Here is a 21,605-nt window from a genome sequence, read left to right on the forward strand (position 1 = left end):
AAGACCTATGACGGACGACGCCCGACTCCTCGACTACCTCAAACGGGTGACAGCCGACCTGCGCCGCACGCGCGCCGAACTGGACGGCCTGCGCTCTCGTGGGACCGAGCCGATCGCGATCGTGGGCATGGGGTGCCGTTTCCCCGGCGGCACCGACACCCCCGAGGCGCTGTGGCGCCTGGTGGAGGGCCGGGGGGACGCGATCGGCGGCATACCGGACGACCGGGGGTGGGACGTCGCGTCGCTGACCGCCCTCCCCGGAGGGACGGGCGCGGGAGGCTTCCTGGACGACGTGACCGGATTCGACGCGGAGTTCTTCGGCATCTCGGCGCGCGAGGCCGCGGCCATGGACCCCCAGCACCGGCTCATGCTCGAAGTGTCATGGGAAGCGCTGGAACGGGCGGGGATCGACCCGACCTCCCTGGCGGACAGCTCCACTGGTGTGTTCACGGGGATCAGCGTGAGCGACTACGGAGGCGCCGCCACCGCCGGCGCGCTCCCGGTTCCGGAGGAGGCGCAGGGGTACCTGTTGACGGGGACCTCCACCGGCGTCGCCTCCGGGCGGGTGGCGTACACGCTGGGACTGTCAGGGCCCGCCCTGACGGTCGACACGGCCTGTTCCTCCTCACTGGTGGCCGTACACCTGGCGGTCCGGTCGCTGCGCAGCGGCGAGTGCGACCTGGCCCTGGCCGGGGGAGCCACGGTGATGTCGGGCCCGGCCCTGTTCACGGAGTTCGCCCGTCAGGGCGGTCTGGCCGCGGACGGCCGCTGCAAGGCGTTCGGCGCGTCCGCGGACGGGGCGGGCTTCTCAGAGGGTGCCGGGGCCGTGGTGCTGGAGCGGCTTTCGGACGCCCGTCGCAACGGACACCGCGTACTGGCGCTGATCCGGGGGACCGCGATCAACCAGGACGGAGCCTCCAACGGGCTGACCGCCCCCAGCGGTCCGGCCCAGGTGCGGGTGGTGAGGTCGGCACTGGCCGACGCGGGACTGGACGGCGCGGACATCGACGCGGTGGAGGCGCACGGGACGGGGACGCGGCTGGGAGACCCGATCGAGGCCCAGGCGCTGATCGAGGTGTTCGGTTCCACGGGGGGCCGGGAGGTCGGCATCGGCTCGCTGAAGTCGAACATCGGCCACACCCAGGCGGCCTCCGGGGTGGCCGGACTCATGAAGATGGTGCTGGCACTGGACCGTGGTGTCCTCCCGGCGTCGCTGCACGCCGACACCCCCACTCCCCTGGTGGACTGGTCCGCGGGACGGGTGCGGGTGCTGTCCCGCGCGCGCGACTGGCCCCGGGGCGAGCGGCCGCGGCGGGCCGGGGTGTCCTCCTTCGGGATCAGCGGGACCAACGCGCACGTGGTCCTCGAAGAAGCCCCGCAGGACACCTCCGACCAGGAGGGGGAGGCGCCCGCTCTCGTGTCCGGTCCCGTGCCCTGGGTGCTGTCGGCCCGTACGGGCGGGGCCCTGGCCGACCAGGCGGCACGGCTGGGCCCCCATTTGGAGGAGACGGGCGCGGACGACCCGGCCGACGTCGCCCGGGCCCTGGCCACGACCAGGAGTGTCTTCGCCCACCGCGCGGTGGTGCTGGGGGGTGACACCGCGGAACTCGCAGAGGGTCTGCGCGCGCTCGCGGACGGCCGGAGCGCCGAGAACGTCGTGGCCGGAGCGGCGCCCCGGGGCGGCCGGGCCTCCGCCCCCGTGTTCGTCTTCCCCGGACAAGGGGGACAGTGGGAGGGGATGGCCGCCGGACTGATGGCCTCCTCGCCCCGGTTCGCCGCGTCGGTGGCCGAGTGCGCGAGGGCCCTGGACCCCTTCGTCGACTGGTCCCTGGAAGAGGTGCTGCGCGGCGCGCCTGGGGCCCCCGCCGTCACCGGGGGGGACGCCCGTGTGGACGTGGTGCAGCCGGCACTGTGGGCGGTCATGGTGTCACTGGCGCGACTGTGGCGGGAGGCAGGGGTGGAGCCCGCCGCGGTGGTGGGCCACTCCCAGGGGGAGATCGCCGCCGCCTGCGTGGCGGGCGCGCTCTCCCTGGAGGACGGGGCCCGGATCGTGGCGGTGCGCAGTCGCATCCTGCGGTCCCTGGCCGGGCTCGGCGGTATGGCTGCGGTCGCGGTCGGACCCGAGCGAGCGGCGGCCCTCGCCTCCCGCTGGGCGGGCCGGATCGGAGTGGCCGCGGTGAACGGCCCCGAGTCGACCGTCGTGTCCGGCGACCAGGACGCGATCACCGAGCTGGTCGCCGCCTGTGAGGGGTCGGGGGTGCACGTGCGTCGGGTCGACGTGGACTACGCCTCGCACTCCGCACACGTCGAACGGGTCCGGGAGGAGTTGCTCGCGGACCTCGCGGGCATCCGCCCCGGGCCGACACGAGTGCCGTTCCACTCCACGGTCTCTCCCCACCCCGGCTGGTCGACGGACTCCCCGCCCGCAGCGGAGCCCGTGCGGGGGGAGCGGCTCGACGCCGAGTACTGGTACCGCAACCTCCGCAACCCCGTTCTCCTGGCCCCCGTGGTCGACCGGCTCGCCGAGCGGTCCGGGGCGTTCGTCGAGGTCGGTCCGCATCCGGTGCTCTCCTCGGCGGTCGAACGCACACTGGAGTCCGGGAGCGGACCCGAACCGGCGGTCCTGACGACGCTGCGGCGGGGCGAGGACTCCGCCGTGCGCTTCATCACCGCACTGGCGGAGGCCCACTGCCGGGGGGTGGGTGTCGACTGGGCGCGCGTCACCGGCGGCGGCCGGGCCCGCATCGTCCTGCCGACCTACCCCTTCCAGCACCGCCCCCACCGGCTGCCCGACCTCCGCCCGGCCGCCGAGCCCGCCGCCCTGGGGGTGGCGGACACCGGGCACCCCCTCCTGCGCGCGCACACGCCCATCGCCGGCACCGGCCAGACGCTGTTCACCGGAGTGCTCGACACCGACCGGCACCCCTGGCTCACCGAACACGTCGTCGGCGGGCGCCCCCTGCTGCCCGGGACCGCGATCCTGGAGCTGCTGCTCCACACGGGGCACGTGTGCGGCTGCCCCGAGATCGCCGACCTCACCGTGACGGCACCCGTCGAGATCCCCGGAGACGGGCCGGCGACACGGTTGCAGGTGCTGGTCGACGCTCCCGACGAGCAGGGGCGCCGGGCCGTCCGGCTGAGCACGCTCGCCCCGGACGGCGGCGCATGGACCGTGCACGCCCGGGGGGAGCTGGCACCGGAGGGCGGACGGGACGCCGCCCCGGTCACCGCGGCCGGGACCGACGCGGTCCCGCTGCCCGTCGCGGATGCCTACGAACTGTTCGCAGCGCACGGATACCACTACGGTCCGGCCTTCCGGGGACTGGCCGCCGCCTGGGTGGACCGGGACGGCATCGGGGCCGAGGCGGCGGTGGCGCCGCAGCCGGGTACCGTGCCGGGACCGCATCCGGCGTCGGTCGACGCGGCGCTCCACGCGCTGCTCCTGCACCACCTGTCGGGGGAGGGCACGGCGCGCCCGGTCCTGCCGTTCGCCTGGAACGGGGTCCGCCGCCACGGGACCGGGACGCCGTCGCGCCTGCGCGTGCGGATGAGCCGGACCGGTTCCGACACCTGGGCCGTGGCCTTCGGCGACTCCGACGGGACACCGGTCCTGTCCATCGACCGACTCACCGTGCGCGAGGCCGCGCCCGTGCCCGGCACCGAGCCCGGGGCCCTGTTCCACCAGGAGTGGACGGAGGCTCCCGCGCCCGGGGACGCGGCACCCACCGCCCTCTCCTGGGCCGCCGTCGGCGGAGGCGGCCCCGAGGGCGTTCCCGGGTACACCGACCCGGTGGCTCTGACGGCCGCGCTGGACGAGGGCGCACCTGTACCGGAGCTGCTGGTGGTCCCCGCCGGGGGAGGGAGCGAACCGGAGAGGGTCCACGCCGAACTGCGCCGGATCCTGCAGACCGTCCACGGACTTCAGGACGACGTGCGGCTCAGGGACTCCCGTGTCGCCGTCGTCACCACGGGCGCCGTACGGGTTCCGGAACACCCCGGTGATCCGGACCGCCTGGACCTGGCGGGCGCCGCCGTCTGGGGCCTGGTCTCCTCCGCCGAGAGCGAGGACCCCGGACGCTTCCTGTTGGTGGACACGGACCGTCCCGGCACGGACGCCCTCGCCGCGGCGCTGCGAACAGGGGAGCCCCGGGTGGCCGTCCGGGACGGACGACCGTACGCCCCCCGCCTGGCCGGGGCCGCGGCCCCGGCCTCCGGTCTGCACGCCCCGCAGCGGCATACCGCCTGGCGGCTGGACGCGGTCCGGCCCGGGCGGGTCGACGGCCTGGCCCTGGTGCCCGACCCCGGGCAGGACCGCCCGCTGGAGCCCGGCGAGATCCGGATCGCGGTGCGCGCCGCGGGCGTCAATTTCCGCGACGTGCTCATCACCGTCGGCATGTACCCCGAGCCGGGGATGATCGGCAACGAGGGAGCAGGCGTCGTCATCGAGACCGGGCCGGGCGTGACCGACCTCGCGCCGGGGGACCGGGTCATGGGGATTTTCCCCGGCGCCTTCGCTCCGACCGCCGTCGCCCGCCGCGAGCTGGTCGCCCGTGTGCCCGCCGACTGGGACGACGCCGCGGCCGCGGCGGTGCCCGCCGCCTACCTGACCGCCTACCTCGCGCTCGTGGAGGAGGCGGACCTGCGTCGCGGCCAACGGGTGCTCGTCCACTCGGCCGCGGGCGGAGTCGGCCAGGCCGCCGTGCACCTGGCCCGTTACCTGGGAGCGGAGGTGCTGGCCACCGCCAGCCCGGAGAAGTGGGGGCTGCTCCGCGGTCTGGGGATCGCGGAAGAGCACCTCGCCCATTCCCGGGACCTCGGTTTCGAGGACCGGTTCCGCAAGGTCTCACCCCCGGTCGACGTCGTCCTCAACTCCCTCACCGGAAAGGCGATCGACGCCTCGCTGCGTTTGACGGCGCCCGGCGGGCGCTTCGTGGAGCTGGGCCGCAACGACATCCGCGACCCCGATCACGTCCGCACCGGCCAGGGAGTGGAATACCGTCCGTTCGACCTCTCGACCGTCGGCCCGGAGAGGATCCGGCACGCCTTCTCCGTTCTCGTCCCCCTCCTGGAGAAGGGGGAACTGCCCGGCATCGGTGTCACCCGGTTCCCCGTCGAACGGGCGGAGGAGGCATTCCGCCTCATGCAACAGGGGCGCAACGTCGGCAAGGTGGTCCTCGACACGGCCTCGAGGTACCGCCGCGACGGCACCGTCCTCATCACCGGAGGCACCGGGACCCTGGGAGCCCTGATCGCACGCCACCTGGTCGTGCGGCACGGTGTCACCGGGATCCTGCTCGCGGGCCGCAGGGGAGCCGGCCCCCGGACGGTCGGGCTCGCGGCGGAGCTGTCCGCCCTGGGGGCCGAGGTGCGCGTCGCCGCCTGCGACGTCGCCGACCCGGACGAGGTGGACGAACTCCTGCGCCAGGTGCCCGACGAGCGGCCGCTCGTCGGTGTCGTCCACGCGGCCGGAGTGACGGACGACGCCACCGTCGCCGGTCTCGACCCCCGGACCCTGGACCGGGTCCTGCGCCCCAAGGTCGACGGGGCATGGAACCTGCACACGGCCACCGCCGGCCTCGATCTGGACTTCTTCGTGCTGTTCTCCTCCGCGGCGGGGGTGTTCGGCGCATCGGGCCAGGGCGGCTACGCCGCGGCCAACTCCTATCTGGACGCCCTCGCCCACTACCGCCGCTCCTCGGGTCTGCCCGCGCAGTCCCTGTCCTGGGGCCTGTGGGCGGACGAGAGTGCGATGACCGCCCGCCTCGGGGACGCGGAGAAGGCCCGCATGGCCCGGGACTGGGGGTTGGCGGAGGCCATCGGGGCCGACGAGGGGTGCGCGCTCATGGACGCGGCCGCGGCCCTGGACGCCCCCCACCTCATCCCTGTTCCTTTGGACCTGGCCGGACTGCGGACGCGTGCCATGCGGTCCGAGACGGTGCCCGCACTGCTGCGCGGCCTGGCCGGCGCACCGTCCGGGGCCGGCCGCTCCTCCGTCCCGGACCCGGCGGCCCGTGTCCGGGCGGCCGAGCCGGGGGCCCGGCGGCGTGCCCTGCTCGTGGAACTGATCCGCACCAGGGCGTCGGAGATCCTCGGCCGCCCCGCCGGATCCGGGGTGGGGGAGGACGAGGACTTCCTGGAGTCGGGCTTCGACTCGCTCACCGCGGTCGAGCTCCGCAACCACCTGCGGGAGATCGCGGGGGTGCGGCTGCCCCCCGCGGTCGTCTTCTCCCATCGGACCCCGCGGGAACTGGCGGCCCATGTGGACGACGTTCTGGCGGGGGAAGGAACCGGGGACCCCGGGCCCTCCGCAGCGAGGGAGCCCTCGGGAGGGCTCGTCGACCTGTTCCGTGAGGCATGCCGGGCCGGACGGCCCGAAGCCGCGGTCGATCTCGCCCGCGCCGCCGCACGTACCAGGCAGGCCCCGCCCCCCGGGTGGTCCTGGCCGACCGGGCCGACCTCGCTCGCCACGGGCGCGCGGACACCCCTCCTGGTCTGTGTCCCCTCGCTCGTCATGATCTCCGGGGCGCAGGAGTTCTCCCGGTTCGCCGCGCACTTCCGTGGCAGTCGTTCGGTCCGGGCGCTGGCCCTGCCGGGTTTCCTCGACGGTGAGGAGCTCCCCGACGACCTCTCGGAGTTCTCCCGGGCGCTGGCCGACGCGGTACTCGCCGCGGCGGACGGTTCCCCGTTCTCCCTCGTCGGGCGCTCGTCCGGAGGGTGGGCGGCGCACGCGGCCGCCGAGGAGCTGAGCCGCCGAGGACACGCCCCGTCGGACCTGGTCCTGCTCGATACCCCGCTGCCGGACGCTCCCGGTGTGCTGCCCATCGTCACGGAGGCGGTCACCGCGCGCGCCGGTGAGTTCGAACTGCTGGACACGGCCGGGCTGAGCGCGATGGGCGGTTATCTGGAGCTGTTCGCCCGCTGGAGGCCCGGTCCCCTGGACGTTCCGACCTTCCAGATACGGCCGACCGACCCGGTCCGCGTCTCCACGGGAGAGGGCGCGGGGCTGGGCTGGACCTGGCCGGGTGATCACCGCCGCATCGAAGTGCCCGGCGACCACCTCTCCATGATGGAAGCGCACGCGTCCACCACGGCCGAGGCCGTCGACGCGGCCGTGACCGACGGTCCGGAGCGGAGCGGCCGCCGCCGGTGGTGGGCAGCCGGGCTCAGGAGGAGGTGACGTGGTAGACCTTGCGCAGGGTCTCGTGGACCGTCCAGCGGGTCCGGTCGCCCGCGCGCAGCAGGCACACGTCGCCCGGGCCGACCTCCAGGACCGGGCCGCCCTCCACCTCCACGGTCGCGCGCCCGCTCACCACCACGAAGACCTCGTCGGCCTCGGTGTCGGTGACGGTGCCCGGAGTGATCTGCCAGACGCCGCGGCTCTGGGAGCCGTCGGCCGACTCCCACAGGGTGCGGGAGGAGACGCGCGGGTCGCCCGCCTCGATCTGCTCGGGGTCCAGGGGTTCGGGTTCCAGCTCCACGTCGGCGACGCGGGCGGCGAAGGGGGCGGTGCCTGAGAAGGGGTCCATACCCCGATGATGGACGCGAGGGCCCCCGGCGGGAACGTTCACGGTGTTCCCGCCGGGGGCCGGATCCTGACAGGGTGACCGGTCCGGCTGCGCTCCCTAGCGGGTGGAGCGCAGCAGGTCCAGCAGGTCGTCGACGATGGCGTCCGGTTCGGTCCCGGAGGTGAGGTGTCCGGCCAGCTGCAACTGGACGGCGCCGTGCACCGCGGCCAGCAGCAGGCAGGTGCACCGCTGGGGGTCCCGGTCGGGCATCTCGCCGCTGTTCTGGCACCGGCGCACCACGTCCGACATCAGCTCGGCCGTGCGCTCGGCCGCCTTCTCCAGTTCGGGCCGGGGGCAGGTCCACGGCCCCCCGTAGATCAGCCGGAACCGCACCGGGTGCTCCAGGGCCCAGGAGACGTAGGCGTGCAGGACGGACCGGAGCGTCCCGCCGGGGTCGTAGGGGGTGTCGGCGGCGCGGTCGATCATGTCCGCCAGCCGGTCGAGCTCCCGGGTGGCGATCACCGCCAGCAGGGACTCCTTGTCCTGGAAGTGTTTGTAGGGGGCCATGTGGGACACTCCGCTCAGGCGACCGACCTCCCGGAGTGTCACCGCCTCGACGCCGCCGCCGTCCAGGAGGGCGGTGGCCGAGGCCAACAGCACGGTACGTGTGTCGTGGGGCATCCCTCCATGCTAGGCCGTGAGGCGGTACAGACCGCGGCCGTTACCCGACGGAGACCGGAACAACGGGGACCGCCCGGGTGTTGAGCCGAGGGCCCGCGAGGACCCCGTCCGCGCCCGTTTCCGTGCGGCCCCCGGGAAAACCGGTTGCCGCCCCTCCTACCCTTGACTATTGATGAGCACCACCACGCCCGCGCCCACCGCGGACCATCTCCGTTCCCGGCTCCGCGACCTCATGCCCGTGGACCGGCACCGGCTGCGCCGCCGTATCGACGGCCTCGCCAAGATGCGCGACGAGCGCCGCCGCGCCTCGGTCCTGGCCCAGATCGCCAGGGACGTCGACGAGGCGCGCCTGCGCGTGGACCTGCGCCGCGAGGCCGTCCCCGAGCTGACCTACCCGGAGTCGCTGCCGGTCAGCGCCCGGCGCGACGACATCGCCGAGGCCATCCGCGACAACCAGGTCGTCATCGTCGCGGGCGAGACCGGTTCGGGCAAGACCACCCAGCTGCCCAAGATCTGCCTGGAGCTGGGCCGCGGCGTCATGGGCACCATCGGCCACACCCAGCCCCGCCGGCTGGCCGCCCGCACCGTCGCCGAGCGCATCGCCGAGGAGGTCGGCACCCCGCTGGGCGCCACCGTCGGATACAAGGTGCGCTTCACCGACACCTCCGGCGAGGACACCCTCGTCAAGCTGATGACCGACGGCATCCTGCTGGCCGAGATCCAGCACGACCGGATGCTGCGCGCCTACGACACGCTCATCATCGACGAGGCCCACGAGCGCAGCCTCAACGTCGACTTCCTGCTGGGCTACCTCAAGCAGCTGCTGCCCAAGCGCCCCGACCTGAAGGTCGTCATCACCTCGGCGACCATCGACCCCGAGCGGTTCTCGCGCCACTTCGACGACGCCCCCATCGTCGAGGTCTCCGGCCGCACCTACCCGGTCGAGGTCCGCTACCGGCCCATCTCCGAGGACATCCTCGACCCCGAGGAGAAGAACCCGGGGGGCGGGACCGACCGCGACCAGACCCAGGCCATCCTCGACGCCGTCGACGAGCTCTCCCGCGAGGAGCCCGGCGACGTCCTGGTCTTCCTCAGCGGCGAGCGCGAGATCCGCGACACCGCCGAGGCGCTGGAGAAGCAGAAGCTCCGCAACACCGAGATCCTGCCGCTGTACGCCCGGCTCTCGGTCGCCGAGCAGAAGCGGGTGTGGTCCTCCCACTCCGGCCGCCGCATCGTCCTGGCCACCAACGTCGCCGAGACCTCCCTGACGGTCCCCGGCATCAAGTACGTCATCGACCCGGGCACCGCGCGCATCTCCCGCTACTCGCACCGCACCAAGGTGCAGCGCCTGCCCATCGAGGCGATCTCCCAGGCCTCCGCCAACCAGCGCAAGGGCCGCTCCGGCCGCGTCTCCGAGGGCATCTGCATCCGGCTGTACTCCGAAGAGGACTTCCTGTCCCGCCCCGAGTACACCGACCCCGAGATCCTGCGCACCAACCTCGCCTCGGTCATCCTCCAGATGGCCGCCCTGGGCCTGGGCGACGTCGCCGCCTTCCCGTTCGTGGACGGCCCCGACCACCGCCAGATCAAGGACGGCGTCAACCTCCTCACCGAGCTGGGCGCCCTGCACCCGGACCCCTCCGGGGCCAAGCGCCGCCTCACCCCGCTGGGCCGCAGGCTGGCCCAGCTGCCGGTCGACCCGCGCCTGGGCCGCATGGTCCTGGAGGCCGAGAAGCGCGACTGCCTGGCCGAGGTCCTGGTCATCACCTCCGCGCTGTCCATCCAGGACCCGCGCGAGCGCCCCACGGACAAGCAGCAGCAGGCCCAGCAGATGCACGCCCGGTTCACCGACAAGGAGTCGGACTTCCTGGCGTACCTGAACCTGTGGAACCACCTGCGCGACAGACAGAAGGAGCTGTCGGGCAACCAGTTCCGCCGCATGTGCCGGGAGGAGTTCCTCAACTACCTGCGCGTGCGCGAGTGGCAGGACATCCACGGGCAGCTCAAGCAGGTGCTGCGGCAGATGGACGTGGAGGTCCCGCCGCTGCGGCCCGAGGCCGCCGACCCGCGCGCCGTCCACATGTCCCTGCTGTCCGGGCTGCTGTCCCACGTCGGCCTCAAGGACCCCGAGAAGCACGAGTACCTCGGCGGCCGCGGCGCCCGGTTCGCGATCTTCCCCGGTTCGGCGCTGTTCAAGAAGCAGCCCCGGTTCGTCATGGCCGGCGAGCTGGTCGAGACCTCCAAGCTGTGGGGGCGCATGGTCGCCCGCATCGAGCCGGAGTGGGCCGAGGAGCTGGCCGGGGACATCGTCAAGCGCACTTACAGCGAGCCCCACTGGGAGCGCAAGCGCGGCGCCGTCATGGCCTACGAGCGGGTCACCCTCTACGGGGTGCCCATCGTCGTGCAGCGCAAGGTGTCCTACGGGAGGATCGACCCGGAGATGTCCCGGGACCTGTTCATCCGCCGCGCCCTGGTGGAGGGCGACTGGGACACCCGCCACCACTTCTTCCGCGACAACCGCGCCCTGCTGGACGAGGTCGAGGACCTGGAGCACCGGGCCCGCCGCCGCGACATCGTGGTGGACGACGAGACCCTGTTCCGGTTCTACGACGCGCGCGTCCCCGCGGACGTCGTCTCGGCCGCCCACTTCGACGCCTGGTGGAAGAAGGCCCGGCACGAGCAGCCGGAGCTCCTCGACTTCACCCGCGAGGACCTCATCAACGACGGGGTCGCCGCCGTCAGCGAGGACGACTACCCCGACACCTGGCGGCAGGGGGCGCTGGTCTTCCCGCTCACCTACCAGTTCGAGCCGGGCAGCGACTCCGACGGCGTCACCGCGCACATCCCGCTCAAGGTCCTCAACCAGGTGGAGGCCGACGGCTTCGACTGGCAGATCCCGGGCCTGCGCGCCGAGCTGGTCACCGCGCTCATCCGGTCGCTGCCCAAGCCGCTGCGCCGCAACTTCGTCCCCGTGCCGGACAACGCCGACCGCGCCCTGGGCGGGCTCACCCCCTACGAGGGGGCGCTCACCGCGGCGCTGGCCGCCGAGCTGACCCGCATGTCGGGGGAGCGGATCCCGGCCGACGCCTTCGACCTGAGCCGCGTGCCCGACCACCTGCGCATCACCTTCCGCGCGGTGGACGACCGGCAGCGTTCCCTGGCCGAGGACAAGGACCTGGAGCGGCTCCGGGCCAAGCTCAAGCCGCGCCTGCGCGAGGCCATCTCCGCCGAGGCCAAGGGCGTGGAGAAGAAGGGGCTGACCGCCTGGGACTTCGGGCCGCTGGAGCGCACCCTGGAGCGCAAGGCGCTGGGCCCCAAGGTCAAGGGGTACCCGGCGCTGGTCGACGAGGGCGACAGCGTCGCCGTGCGCATCTTCGACACCGAGGCCGAACAGCGGGCCGCCATGCGGCTCGGCACCCGCAGGCTCCTGCTGCTCAACCTGCCCTCCCCGGCGGCCGCGGTCAGCAAGGGGCTCAACAACCCCGACAAGCTGGCCCTGGCCGACAGCCCGTACGGGTCCGTCAAGAAGCTCCTCGCCGACGCCGAGGCGGCCGCCGTCGACCACCTGCTCGTCCGCGAGGGCGGGCCGGTGTGGAACGGCGACGACTTCGCGGCCCTGGCCGAGCGCGTCCGCGCCGACCTGGGGGACACCGTCGCGGAGATCCTGCCCAGGGCGGCCCGGGTCCTGGCGCTGTGGCGCAAGGTCACCAAGAAGGTCAAGGGCACCACGTCGCTGGCGGTGCTGCCCTCGCTCAACGACGTCCAGGGGCAGCTGGGCTCGCTGGTCGGCGACGGGTTCATCAGCGCCGCCGGGGTCGGGCGCCTCGACGACCTGCACCGCTACCTGCGCGGGGTCGAGTACCGGCTGGAGAAGCTGCCGGAGAACCCGCGCCGCGACCAGGTCGGCATGTCCAAGGTCGAGCAGATGCGCCAGGCCGTCGCCCGGGCCACGGGGGCGCTCAAGCCCGGCCGTGCCGCCGACCCCGATGTGGCCGAGCTGCGCTGGATGCTGGAGGAGTACCGGGTGAGCCTGTTCGCGCAGGGGGCGATCCGCACCGCCTACCCGGTGTCCGACAAGCGGATCATGAAGGCCGTCGAGGCGGTCAAGGCCGCCTAGGTGTACTGACCATGGAGGTCGGTGACACCGGCCCCGCCTGACACGAACCGGGAGGGCCTCCGGTACCGGTGTGGATCGGCGACGTCCCACCGGCCGCCGGGAGGCCCTCGATGCCTCGCACCACCCGCGTCGACGCCCGCCTCACACCCGCGGGCAGCCTCCCGCGGCGCCGCCTCCGCCCGGACGGACGGCCCCGGGCCGCTCCGCGCCCGACGCCTTGCGGGAGGCCGCCCGTGTTCGTCGTCCCGCAGGAGGTCGCCGGGAGGCCGCCCGTGCTCCTTCGGCGCGAGCGCCGGACCGCACGGGAGCATCCGCCGAGCACGCCCCGGGAGGGGCCGTCCGGGGGCCGCGACACGGCCCCCCGGACGGGCGGCCCGGCGCCCGGCTCAGATCCCGAGGACGTCCCCGCCGCGCCGCGCGTCGTTCTCCTGCTTGGCGCGGAAGAAGTCCCCGCCCTTGCGCAGGGTGTCGTCGGTGCCCCAGTCCTCCTCCGGACCGACCTTGCGCAGGTGGGGGATGTGCTTGCGGCAGTGGATGTAGGCCTCCTCGACCTGCACCAGCAGCCACATCTGCGCCCGCTGGCCCGGGACCTGCGGCAGGGGCAGGTCCCGCACGTGCGCGCGCAGGCGGTCGTCCTCCATGATCTTCACGCGGCCGTTCACGTGCAGGCCGATCCGGTCGCGCTGGAAGTCGAGGAACATCAGCCCGATGTGCGGGTTCTCGGCGATGTTGCCCGCGCTGGCGAACACGCCGTTGCCGCGGTACTCGGGGAAGGCCAGGGTGCGCTCGTCGATGACGTGCACGAACCCGGGGGGCCCGGCCCGGAAGCTGGAGTCGCACTCGCCCCGGTCGTCGGCCGTGGCGATGAAGAGCATCTCCTGGCGGGCGATGAAGGCCCGCATGTCGCTGTTGAGGTGGTTCAGCATCTGGTCGCGGTAGAAGCGCGCCGCGCGATCGGACGTCCCCATGACCTGCTGGACGTACCGTTCGCCCTCGGTGCCGGTCGCGGTGTTGTGGCTGGTCTGAGTCATGAAACCGGGCTTTCGACGGTGGACGTGCGTGCGTTCGGGGAGGGGCCGGGCGAGCGCCCCGTCAGCGTGAGTGCCGGCCCGGGGTCCCGGCCGGAGCCCGCCCCGGAACCTGGTACTGGGGTCCGTTCGGGATCCGGTCCTCGCCCAGGCCCCGGGCGCGGGGCGGCGCGGGCGGCGTGTCATCGCCCTCGGCCCCGGCGATCATCTGGGCGGTGATCCACTGGTAGACCAGCACCCAGGCGGAGCTCATGGAGGAGGTCCAGGTGGGCGAGACCTCGCTGACGGCGCGGACCAGGGCGCGCCCGACGTACGGGTAGTGCTCGGGCACCACGCCCAGCTCCCGGTGGTGCTGGCGGCCCAGCCTCCTGAGGTGGTGGGCCACCTCGTCGGGGTCGTCGAGGTGGCGGACCACGGACAGGAGCGCGTCGGCCATCCGCTGCTGCTGCGGCCTGATGTCGTCGGCGAACATGCTCCGCACGGAGGGCACCATCTCGAACAGGTTGTCGTAGAAACTCCTGGCCAGGCGGGCCGAGCCCTCGGGGATGTCCACGGACGAGAGGCGGACCAGTTCGATGGTCTCCCGGTCGGGAAGCGGCACTTCGGATACACGGCGAAGGGTCAAGGACGGTCCAAGGTTCGAATGAGCGGGGAACCACGGCTGGTGAGCGCACGAGGCGGCGCGCACTCACGGTCACCGGGGTCGGAGGGGCCTGCACCGGCGTTTCTCGGCGGGTGCGGCGCGTCTCGCGCGGGCCCGGGGCCGTGAGTCCGTCCGCGGGCCCAGAGGTCGTTCCACCTGGGCTCCGAGGGAAGCGAACGGACGCGTGGGGTGTCAGTGTTCCTTGTTGCTTTTGTGGCCTTTTGGGGAGGACTGTAACAGATCCGCTACGTGGAGGAACCCTCCGCGAGGTCCAGCGCCGGTTCTCCCGCCCGGAGCGCGGGACGGTAGCATGCGGCGGTGGCGCAGGCCACGGTTCGTGCAGACGCGTGAGAAACGAGGTCCCCGGTGGGCGACTGGGCAAGCGGACGACGGCTCCTGCTCGTGGGCACCTACACCCCGGACTCCGACCCCCCGGGCGCGGGCCGGGGCATCCACCGGGTCGGCTTCGACCCGGTGACGGGGGAGCTGTTCGACCAGGGCGTCGCGGCCGAGACCCCCGGTCCCTCGTTCCTGGCCTACCGGCCCGAGCCGCCGACGGTCTACGCGGTGAACGAGCGGGCCGAGGGCACCCTGGCGGCCTTCCGCGTCGACGGCGACGCCGGCCTCACCGGGATCGGAGAGGTCCCCACCGGCGGCGGCTCGCCCTGCCACGTCCGCTACCTGGGCCCCGAGCAGGTGGCCGTCGCCAACTACGCCGACGGCGTGGTGAGCTTCGTGCCCACCGACGCCGAGGGCCGCCCGCACCCGTCCGGCCGCGAGCTCGGCCACCGGGGGCACGGCCCGGTCTCCGACCGCCAGGAGGGCCCGCACGCGCACAGCACCGCCGTGGTCATGAACTCCCACGAGCGCCGCCTGCGCTACCTGCTCGCCGCCGACCTGGGCGCCGACGAGCTGCGCGTGTACCAGTACGCCGTGCCGGTCGAGGACGAGGAGCCCGCGCGCCCGGAGGAGGGCCTGTTCGGCACGGTGAAGCTGCCCGCCGGCACCGGCCCCCGCCACATGGCCGTCAACGGCGACCACGTCTACGTCGCCGGGGAGCTCGACTCCCGGGTCCACGTCGTCCGCTGGAACCCGCGCCGCGGCACCGGCGAGCACCTGGGGTCGGTCCCCTCCCTGGGGGGCCTGCACGAGGCCAACTTCCCGGCGGAGATCGCCCTGCACCGCCTCAAGGTCGACGGCCGCGACATCGCCGACGGCGACGCCCTGCCGATGACCACCACCTACGAGGGCCGGGTGTACGTGTCCAACCGCGGCGCGAACGCCGTCTCCACCTTCGCCGTCCGCGACGAGGGCGCCCGGCTGGAGCACCTGGCCGACACCCCGGTGGGGGACTGGCCCCGCCACTTCGCGGTCATCCGCGGCCACCGCGACGAGCCGGACCACCTGGTCGTCGCCGCCCAGAACGGCGACGAGCTCCGCTCGCTGCGCATCGACCCCGACACCGGCGTCCCCGCCGACACCGGCCACCGCCTGGAGATCCCGGTCCCGGTCTGCGTCCTGCCGGTCCCCATCAACCGCATCCGCCGCACCTGCGACCGCCCCTGAACCCGGGCACGGCCCGGGGCCGGGGGCGCGGCCCGGCGGTCACCCCCCGGCGACCGCCGTGCCCCTGAACCCGATGGGCCCCTCACCGGCGCGCTGGTAGTAGCCGAGGAACCCCGCGGCCCCCTCCCCGAACGCCACGGAGCCGGTGTTCTCCCGCTGGTCGCGCCAGGTCACCCGCTCCAGCGGGGCGCCGCCGTCGTCGACGGCCAGCCTCAGCTCCCCGGAGGAGTGCCAGCCCCCGCCCCAGCCCTCCTCGGTCCGGAAGCGGTGCACGGTCACCCCCTCCGTGCCCCCGGGGCGGGCCCGGCGGTCCCGCAGGCGGCCGCGGTACTCGGCCACGCCGCCGTCCGCGGCCCGGTGGAAGCCGTGGAACTCCTCCAGCGCCGACTGGAAGGACACCGAGGCCTCCGACCCGTCCGCGCGGCGCCAGGAGAGCTGGGCGATCGGGGCCCGCTCGCCCCGGTCCACGTGGACCACCAGCGTCCCGGCGTCCTCCCAGCGGTGCGGTCCGCCCTCCGGATCGTGGACCAGCGTGCGGGTCGCGTAGCGCAGCACCGACCGCTCGTCGGCGGCCGCGAGCATCGCCCGCGCCGAGAGGCCCCGCTCGTGGACCGAGTCGAACGTGATCCGGTACAGCCACAGCAGGGTGCGGGCGTCGGCGCCGCTGCGCACGGTCACCCGGTTGCGGCCCGGCCGCAGCAGCGCGCCCGGGACGGAGAACACGCAGTCCTGCGGCAGGTCGCCGCCGCCGGGGACGGTCATCCGCGACGCCACGGGCTCGCCGTTGACCAGAACGGTCAGGGGGGCGTACCCGGCGGAGCGGCCGCTCTTGGAGACGAGCGCCGTCACCGTCAGGATCCCCTCGGCGATCCTCTCGGCGGCGTCCAGATCGAAGTCGGCCCTGACGGCGCCCCCGGCGTTCAGCGCGAGGTGGTTACCGCCGAACGAGCAGTGCTCGTACTCCACGGCGGTGTTGGCCAGGCGCGCCGGCTCGACGGACAGGTCGGCGTAGACGGGTTCCATGGGGAGGTCTTTCCAGTGGGCGCCGGGCCCGGGGACCGCGGCGGCGGGACGGGGAGACCCGGAGCGTACCGCCCGTCCGCGACACTCACGCCCGCCCCGGTGCCCGCGGCACGGGCCGGGGCCCGTGGAGGCCAGGGGTGTGAGGTGCGTCTCAGGGGGAGGTCGACAATTCCCGCCGGGGCGGTTCTGTGCATCCCCGCCATCCCGCCGACGGACCCCGATAACGGACAATGGGTGCTGTTCCACTCCTGTTCAGCCTCCCGAGGGGAAGCCCATGCCCACGACCCGGACCGCCGGCATCCGCTACCGCGGCCTCACCGCGCGCGACCTGGCGCTCATCGCCGTGTTCGCCGCGTTCATCGCCGTGCTCAGCATCTCCGGCCAGATCACCGTGCCGCTGTCCCCGGTGCCGATCACGCTCCAGACCCTGGGCATCATGCTGGCCCCCGCCCTGCTGGGGTGGAAGCGCGGCACCCTCGCCGTCGCGGTCTTCCTCGTCCTGGGCCTGGCGGGCCTGCCCCTGTTCGCGGGCGGCGCCGGCGGCCTGGGCGTCCTGGCCGGGCCCTCCGCCGGGTTCATCGTCAGCTGGATTCCGGCCGCCCTGGTCATCGGGTTCCTCACCGACCTCATGGTCCGCGGCGGCCGGTACCGGTTCTGGGCGGGCCTGGCCGTCAACGTCCTCGGCGGCGTCCTCGTCGTCTACGCCGTCGGCGTCCCCTGGCTGGGCGTCGCCATGGGCAACGACCACCTGGCCGCGCTGGTGGCCATGGTCGCCTACCTGCCCGGCGACCTGGCCAAGGCCGTCATCGCCTCCCTCATCGCCGCCGCCGTCTACCGCGCCTACCCGATCCCGCCCGCCGGGCGCCCGGTGATCGAGGAGGCCGGGACCGGGGACAAGGGGGACGGTGCGGCCAGGGGCGAGGGCGCCTGATGCTCCGCCTGGAGGGTGTCTCCCACTCCTACGAGGCGCGGCCGGTGCTGCGCGACATCACCCTGGACCTCGCCGAGCACCGCATCGGCGTGATCGGGGCGAACGGATCGGGCAAGTCCACGCTCGCCCGCACCCTCAACGGCCTCGTCGTCCCCGACGCAGGCCGGGTGACGCTGGGGGAGTGGGACACCCGGCGCCACGCCAGGCACATCCGCCGCAGGGTCGGGTTCGTCTTCTCCGACGCCGCCAACCAGATCATCATGCCCACGGTCGCCGAGGACGTGGAGATCGGGCTGCGCTCCCGCAGGCTGGGGCGCGAGGAGACGGCCCGGCGGGTCGACGCCCTGCTGGAGCGCTACGGCCTGGCCGGGCACCGCGACCACCCCGGCCACCTGCTCTCCGGCGGCCAGAAGCAGCTGCTGGCCCTGGCCTCGGTCCTGGCCACCGAACCCGAGATCCTCGTCTGCGACGAGCCCACCACCCTGCTCGACCTGCGCAACACCCGCATGGTCCACCGGGTGCTCGACACCCTGGAGCAGCAGGTCGTCCTGTTCACCCACGACCTCGACCTGCTCGGCTCCTTCGACCGGGTCCTGGTGGTCGACGAGGGCCGGATCGTCTTCGACGGCCCGCCCGCCGACGCCGTCGACCACTACGTGAAGCTCATGGACGACCGCCTCCTGGACGACCGGTGAACACGCTCGGCCTCTACATCCCCGGCGACGGCCTGCTGTACCGGTTGAGCGCGGGCACCAAGCTCGCCGGGCTGCTCGCCGTCTGCGTCGCGGTCATCGCCCTGGCGCACCCGTGGGTGTCGGTGGGGCTCCTGGCGGGCGCGGTCCTGCTGTACCCCGCGGTGGGGCTGCCCTTCCGGCGGGTCCTCGGGGTGCTGCGCGGACTGTGGCCGTTCCTGCTGGCGATCGGGCTGTTCCAGGCGGTCTTCGGCGACCCCCTGACCGCGGTCCGGCTGTGCTCCCAGCTGCTGGGGCTGGTGGTGCTGGCCAACGCGGTCACCCTCACCACCCGGGTCCGCGAGATGCTCGACCTGTTCGAGCGCCTGGCCCGGCCGCTGGCCCGGTTCGGCGTCGCCCCCGAACGCGTGGCCCTGGTGCTGGCGCTGACGATCCGCTCCATCCCCATGGTCGCCGCCGCCTGGCGCGCCGCCGTCGAGGGCTACCGCGCCCGGGGCCTGTCGGGGCGCCCGTACCTGCTGGTCACCCCGCTGATCGTCCAGCTGTTCCGGATGGCCGAGGCCACGGGCGAGGCCCTGGTGGCCCGCGGCATCGACGAGGACGCCGGTGCCTGAGCCCGCGTTCCCGCCGAGGAAACGCCGTCTCACGGCCGTGTTACGTCCGTACCGATTCCGTATCGGCCCTCGGGACAGAGGGATTCGAGCGGGATAATGGGTGCACCAAGTCACTGAGCGACGTTCGATGAACCGGTGATCGTGTGCCCCGGCGCCTCCCCGCCGACATCCCCCCGTTCCCCCGCGGCCTGAGCACCCTCCTGGTGGCCGCCCTCGCCCTCCTCCTGGCCGTGTCCCCGTCCGCTCCCTCCGGGGTCCTGCCCGAGGCGGCCCCGGCGCTCGCGCGCGCGGTGCCGGCCGGGGGCCTGCGGCCGCAGGCCCTCCTCCCGCTCGTGACCGCGCCCGCCACCGGCGGGGCCGTGCTCACCCCGGAGCGCTACGAGGAGCTGGACGCCCGCGTGGCGCGGACCATCGCCGACAGCGGGGCCCGCGCCGGGATCGCCGTCCAGGACCTGCGCACCGGCGCGACGTTCAGCCACGGCGCCCAGGAGGGCTTCGCCACCGCGAGCGTGGCCAAGCTGATGATCACCGCCATGCTGGTGCTGCACGCCCGGGACGAGGGGCGCGAGCTCACCGCGGCCGAGCGGTCCCAGGTCGAGGCCATGATCCGCTACAGCGACAACGACGTCGCCAACGGGCTCTACGAGAGGATCGGCTACAACCCGGGCTTCGCCGAGGGGGCCGAGCGGCTCGGGTTCACCGGGACCGAGCCCCACCCGAACGGCGTGTGGGGCGGCACCCTGACCACGCCCGCCGACCAGATCCGGCTGCTGCGCGCCCTGTACACCGAGGAGGGGCCGCTCACCGCCGACGAGCGCGCCCACATCCGCGGCCTGATGGAGACGGTCGCCCCGGAACAGGCCTGGGGCGTGTCCGCCGCGGCCGGACCCGGGGACGTCGTGGGCCTGAAGAACGGCTGGACGCCCCGCGAGTCCGACGGCGGCCGCTGGCTGGTCAACAGCGTCGGCTACGTGGCCGGGCCCGACCGCCAGTACCTCATCGCGGTCATGTCCGAGGGCAGCCGCGACTACACCTCGGGCGTGGCCCTGACCGAGGAGCTGGTCACCACGGTCACCTCGGCCCTGGAGGACCCGCCGGGCGGACACCCGGCGGGCCGACCGGGACGCTAGTCGAGGGGGCCGCCGGCCACGTAGAGGACCTGGCCGGAGACGAACCCGGAGTCCTCGGAGGTGAAGAAGGCCACCGCGTTGGCGATGTCCTCGGGCAGGCCCACCCGCCGGACCGGGATCTCCGCCTCCTTGAACTTCTTCATGTCGTCGTAGGAGATGCCGATCCGCTCGGCGGTGGCGCGGGTCATCGCGGTCTCCACGAAGCCCGGGGCGACCGCGTTGACGGTGACGCCGAACTTGCCCAGCTCGATCGCCAGGGTCTTGGTGAAGCCCTGCAGGCCCGCCTTGGCGGCGGAGTAGTTGGCCTGGCCGCGGTTGCCCAGCGCCGAGGAGCTGGACAGGTTGACGATCCGGCCCCAGTTCTGCGCGGTCATGTGCGCCTGGGCGGCGCGGCTCATCAGGAAGGAGCCGCGCAGGTGCACGTTCATGACGGTGTCCCAGTCCGAGGCGGACATCTTGAACAGCAGGTTGTCGCGCAGCACACCGGCGTTGTTCACCAGGATCGACGGTGCGCCCAGGCGCTCGGCGACGGTGTCGACGGCCGCGGTGACCTGGTCCTCGTCGGCGACGTCGCAGCCGACGGCCAGGGCGGTGCCCCCGGCGGCGGTGATGCGGTCGACGACCTCCTGGGCGTCGGACTCCTTCAGGTCCAGCACGGCGACGGCCCGGCCGTCGGCCGCCAGGCGCTCGGCGGTGGCGGCGCCGATACCACGGGCCGCTCCGGTCACAATGGCCACACGAGGCGTTGCGGACATGGGTTACCTCCAGAATTCACGTGGTGGGCGCGGGGGAATCCTATCGACATTCCTACCGGTCGGTAAGCGGCCGGGGGGCCTTATCCGGTCCCTTCCCGGACGGGCCCGCACGCCGCCACCTGGGCGTCCCCGAGCCGCGGAAAGAAGTGCGCCATCGGGTCCCCCCGTTTTCCTGCACACCGCCCCCGCTTGGCCTACGATGTCTGCAAGGCCAGGATGCACGTGCATTCGATCCGTGCAGCAGCACGCGCCCGACCTGCTCGGGGAGGAGTGGAAGGCATGGAGTGTGCGGAGGCGGTCATGGAGCCCGCCGGAGGTTGGTGGCTCAGGGTCCTCACCCACGGCTCCCGGCGCTGGAACACGCCCCTGTGCGGGGACCGGCACGACGCCGTCACGTGGACCTTCGCGCCGCGCCCCCACTCCGTGTCGGCCGCACGCGAGATTTCCGACGCCCTGCTCCGGGAATGGGGTATGGGGCACTTGTCCCCCGATGTCTCCGTGGTCGTTTCGGAATTGGTCACCAATGCGGTACGCCATGGCGGGCCGCTGGTCTCGACCGGGCCGGGCGGCGGGGGTATTCAACTCTCCCTGATGAGAAGCGGCCGTGAATTCATCTGCGCGGTTCGCGACGGCGGAGATCGGCTGCCGCGCAGAAGGAGGTCCGACCCGACCATGGAGGGTGGCCGGGGACTTGCCTTGGTGAGCGCCTTCGCGCGAGAGTGGGGTGTGATTCCCACTCCCCCCGGGGGAAAGTTCGTTTGGGCGCAATTCGTGTGAACCGCCGGTGCCGGGCCGGCGTCCTTCGCACCGCCCCCGAGCGGACCGGATCCGCGGAGTGGCGGGGACCGGAGGAGCCGACCCCGGTACCGCGATCACATCGGCTATATCGTGTACCCGGGTGTCCCGCGCAGCGGACGCCC

The 21,605-nt window shown here is 73.6% G+C and carries 14 protein-coding genes; 8 read left to right on the forward strand and 6 right to left on the reverse strand.

Annotated features, from left to right (window positions below):
* Positions 1 to 7 precede the first annotated feature (7 nt).
* Complete coding sequence (locus ACFVNO_RS16850; protein ID WP_378893543.1) at positions 8 to 7,177, forward strand: SDR family NAD(P)-dependent oxidoreductase; 7,170 nt, start codon at positions 8 to 10, stop codon at positions 7,175 to 7,177.
* On the opposite strand, the gene ACFVNO_RS16855 is transcribed toward ACFVNO_RS16850, so the two are convergent.
* The gene (locus tag ACFVNO_RS16855) at positions 7,164 to 7,526 is read right to left on the reverse strand and encodes a cupin domain-containing protein (protein ID WP_378893546.1); all 363 of its coding nucleotides are present in this window, start codon (positions 7,524 to 7,526) and stop codon (positions 7,164 to 7,166) included. The two genes, ACFVNO_RS16850 and ACFVNO_RS16855, sit on opposite strands and share 14 nt — an antisense overlap.
* A gap of 96 nt (positions 7,527 to 7,622) precedes the next feature.
* A complete protein-coding gene (locus ACFVNO_RS16860; RefSeq protein ID WP_378893549.1) occupies positions 7,623 to 8,186 on the reverse strand; it encodes a TetR/AcrR family transcriptional regulator in 564 nt (187 codons plus the stop codon).
* A 172-nt stretch (positions 8,187 to 8,358) separates the two neighbouring features.
* On the opposite strand from ACFVNO_RS16860, the gene hrpA reads away from it, so the two are divergent.
* A complete protein-coding gene (gene hrpA / locus ACFVNO_RS16865; RefSeq protein WP_355265609.1) occupies positions 8,359 to 12,303 on the forward strand; it encodes an ATP-dependent RNA helicase HrpA in 3,945 nt (1,314 codons plus the stop codon).
* Between the two features lie 386 nt (positions 12,304 to 12,689).
* Here hrpA and ACFVNO_RS16870 read toward each other — a convergent pair whose 3' ends face one another.
* Positions 12,690 to 13,334 (reverse strand): pyridoxamine 5'-phosphate oxidase family protein, encoded by a 645-nt coding sequence (locus tag ACFVNO_RS16870; RefSeq protein WP_355265606.1) that lies wholly within the window; start codon positions 13,332 to 13,334, stop codon positions 12,690 to 12,692.
* 61 nt (positions 13,335 to 13,395) lie between these two features.
* Positions 13,396 to 13,956, reverse strand: coding sequence for a globin domain-containing protein (locus ACFVNO_RS16875; protein WP_355265603.1), 561 nt, complete (start codon positions 13,954 to 13,956; stop codon positions 13,396 to 13,398).
* Positions 13,957 to 14,340: 384 nt separating this feature from the next.
* Here ACFVNO_RS16875 and ACFVNO_RS16880 point away from each other — a divergent pair, with 384 nt between their 5' ends.
* Positions 14,341 to 15,540, forward strand: a complete 1,200-nt coding sequence (locus ACFVNO_RS16880) for a lactonase family protein (RefSeq protein WP_355265600.1) — start codon at positions 14,341 to 14,343, stop codon at positions 15,538 to 15,540.
* Positions 15,541 to 15,579: 39 nt separating this feature from the next.
* Here ACFVNO_RS16880 and ACFVNO_RS16885 read toward each other — a convergent pair whose 3' ends face one another.
* Positions 15,580 to 16,563, reverse strand: a complete 984-nt coding sequence (locus tag ACFVNO_RS16885) for a hypothetical protein (protein ID WP_378893555.1) — start codon at positions 16,561 to 16,563, stop codon at positions 15,580 to 15,582.
* A gap of 274 nt (positions 16,564 to 16,837) precedes the next feature.
* Between ACFVNO_RS16885 and ACFVNO_RS16890 the strand changes: the two genes are divergently transcribed.
* The 4 genes from ACFVNO_RS16890 to ACFVNO_RS16905 all read left to right on the forward strand — a co-directional run bounded on the left by ACFVNO_RS16890 (position 16,838) and on the right by ACFVNO_RS16905 (position 19,930).
* Positions 16,838 to 17,494, forward strand: coding sequence for a biotin transporter BioY (locus ACFVNO_RS16890; protein WP_220562837.1), 657 nt, complete (start codon positions 16,838 to 16,840; stop codon positions 17,492 to 17,494).
* On the forward strand, positions 17,494 to 18,189 hold the full coding sequence (locus tag ACFVNO_RS16895) for an energy-coupling factor ABC transporter ATP-binding protein (RefSeq protein WP_220562836.1): 696 nt from the start codon (positions 17,494 to 17,496) through the stop codon (positions 18,187 to 18,189). The genes ACFVNO_RS16890 and ACFVNO_RS16895 overlap by 1 nt, the downstream gene beginning before the upstream one ends.
* Complete coding sequence (locus ACFVNO_RS16900) at positions 18,186 to 18,800, forward strand: energy-coupling factor transporter transmembrane protein EcfT (RefSeq protein ID WP_355265592.1); 615 nt, start codon at positions 18,186 to 18,188, stop codon at positions 18,798 to 18,800. Before ACFVNO_RS16895 ends, ACFVNO_RS16900 begins: the two co-directional genes overlap by 4 nt.
* A gap of 143 nt (positions 18,801 to 18,943) precedes the next feature.
* A complete protein-coding gene (locus ACFVNO_RS16905; RefSeq protein ID WP_355265589.1) occupies positions 18,944 to 19,930 on the forward strand; it encodes a serine hydrolase in 987 nt (328 codons plus the stop codon).
* On the opposite strand, the gene ACFVNO_RS16910 is transcribed toward ACFVNO_RS16905, so the two are convergent.
* Complete coding sequence (locus ACFVNO_RS16910; RefSeq protein WP_355265586.1) at positions 19,927 to 20,685, reverse strand: SDR family NAD(P)-dependent oxidoreductase; 759 nt, start codon at positions 20,683 to 20,685, stop codon at positions 19,927 to 19,929. The genes ACFVNO_RS16905 and ACFVNO_RS16910 overlap by 4 nt on opposite strands.
* A 279-nt stretch (positions 20,686 to 20,964) precedes the next feature.
* Here ACFVNO_RS16910 and ACFVNO_RS16915 point away from each other — a divergent pair, with 279 nt between their 5' ends.
* Positions 20,965 to 21,462 carry an ATP-binding protein gene (locus tag ACFVNO_RS16915; RefSeq protein WP_220565305.1) on the forward strand — a complete coding sequence of 166 codons (498 nt, stop codon included), beginning with the start codon at positions 20,965 to 20,967 and terminating at the stop codon, positions 21,460 to 21,462.
* Positions 21,463 to 21,605 lie beyond the last annotated feature (143 nt).

Source organism: Nocardiopsis sp. NPDC057823 (genome assembly GCF_042797335.1).
GTDB classification, from domain to species: domain Bacteria; phylum Actinomycetota; class Actinomycetes; order Streptosporangiales; family Streptosporangiaceae; genus Nocardiopsis; species Nocardiopsis changdeensis.

Excerpts from the sequence above, each read along its gene's own strand:
- ACFVNO_RS16850 (WP_378893543.1), top strand. The coding sequence starts at position 8 with ATGACGGACGACGCCCGACTCCTCGACTACCTCAAACGGGTGACAGCC.
- ACFVNO_RS16855 (WP_378893546.1), bottom strand. The coding sequence starts at position 7,526 with ATGGACCCCTTCTCAGGCACCGCCCCCTTCGCCGCCCGCGTCGCCGAC.
- ACFVNO_RS16860 (WP_378893549.1), bottom strand. The coding sequence starts at position 8,186 with ATGCCCCACGACACACGTACCGTGCTGTTGGCCTCGGCCACCGCCCTC.
- hrpA (WP_355265609.1), top strand. The coding sequence starts at position 8,359 with ATGAGCACCACCACGCCCGCGCCCACCGCGGACCATCTCCGTTCCCGG.
- ACFVNO_RS16870 (WP_355265606.1), bottom strand. The coding sequence starts at position 13,334 with ATGACTCAGACCAGCCACAACACCGCGACCGGCACCGAGGGCGAACGG.
- ACFVNO_RS16885 (WP_378893555.1), bottom strand. The coding sequence starts at position 16,563 with ATGGAACCCGTCTACGCCGACCTGTCCGTCGAGCCGGCGCGCCTGGCC.
- ACFVNO_RS16890 (WP_220562837.1), top strand. The coding sequence starts at position 16,838 with ATGCCCACGACCCGGACCGCCGGCATCCGCTACCGCGGCCTCACCGCG.
- ACFVNO_RS16895 (WP_220562836.1), top strand. The coding sequence starts at position 17,494 with ATGCTCCGCCTGGAGGGTGTCTCCCACTCCTACGAGGCGCGGCCGGTG.
- ACFVNO_RS16910 (WP_355265586.1), bottom strand. The coding sequence starts at position 20,685 with ATGTCCGCAACGCCTCGTGTGGCCATTGTGACCGGAGCGGCCCGTGGT.
- ACFVNO_RS16915 (WP_220565305.1), top strand. The coding sequence starts at position 20,965 with ATGGAGTGTGCGGAGGCGGTCATGGAGCCCGCCGGAGGTTGGTGGCTC.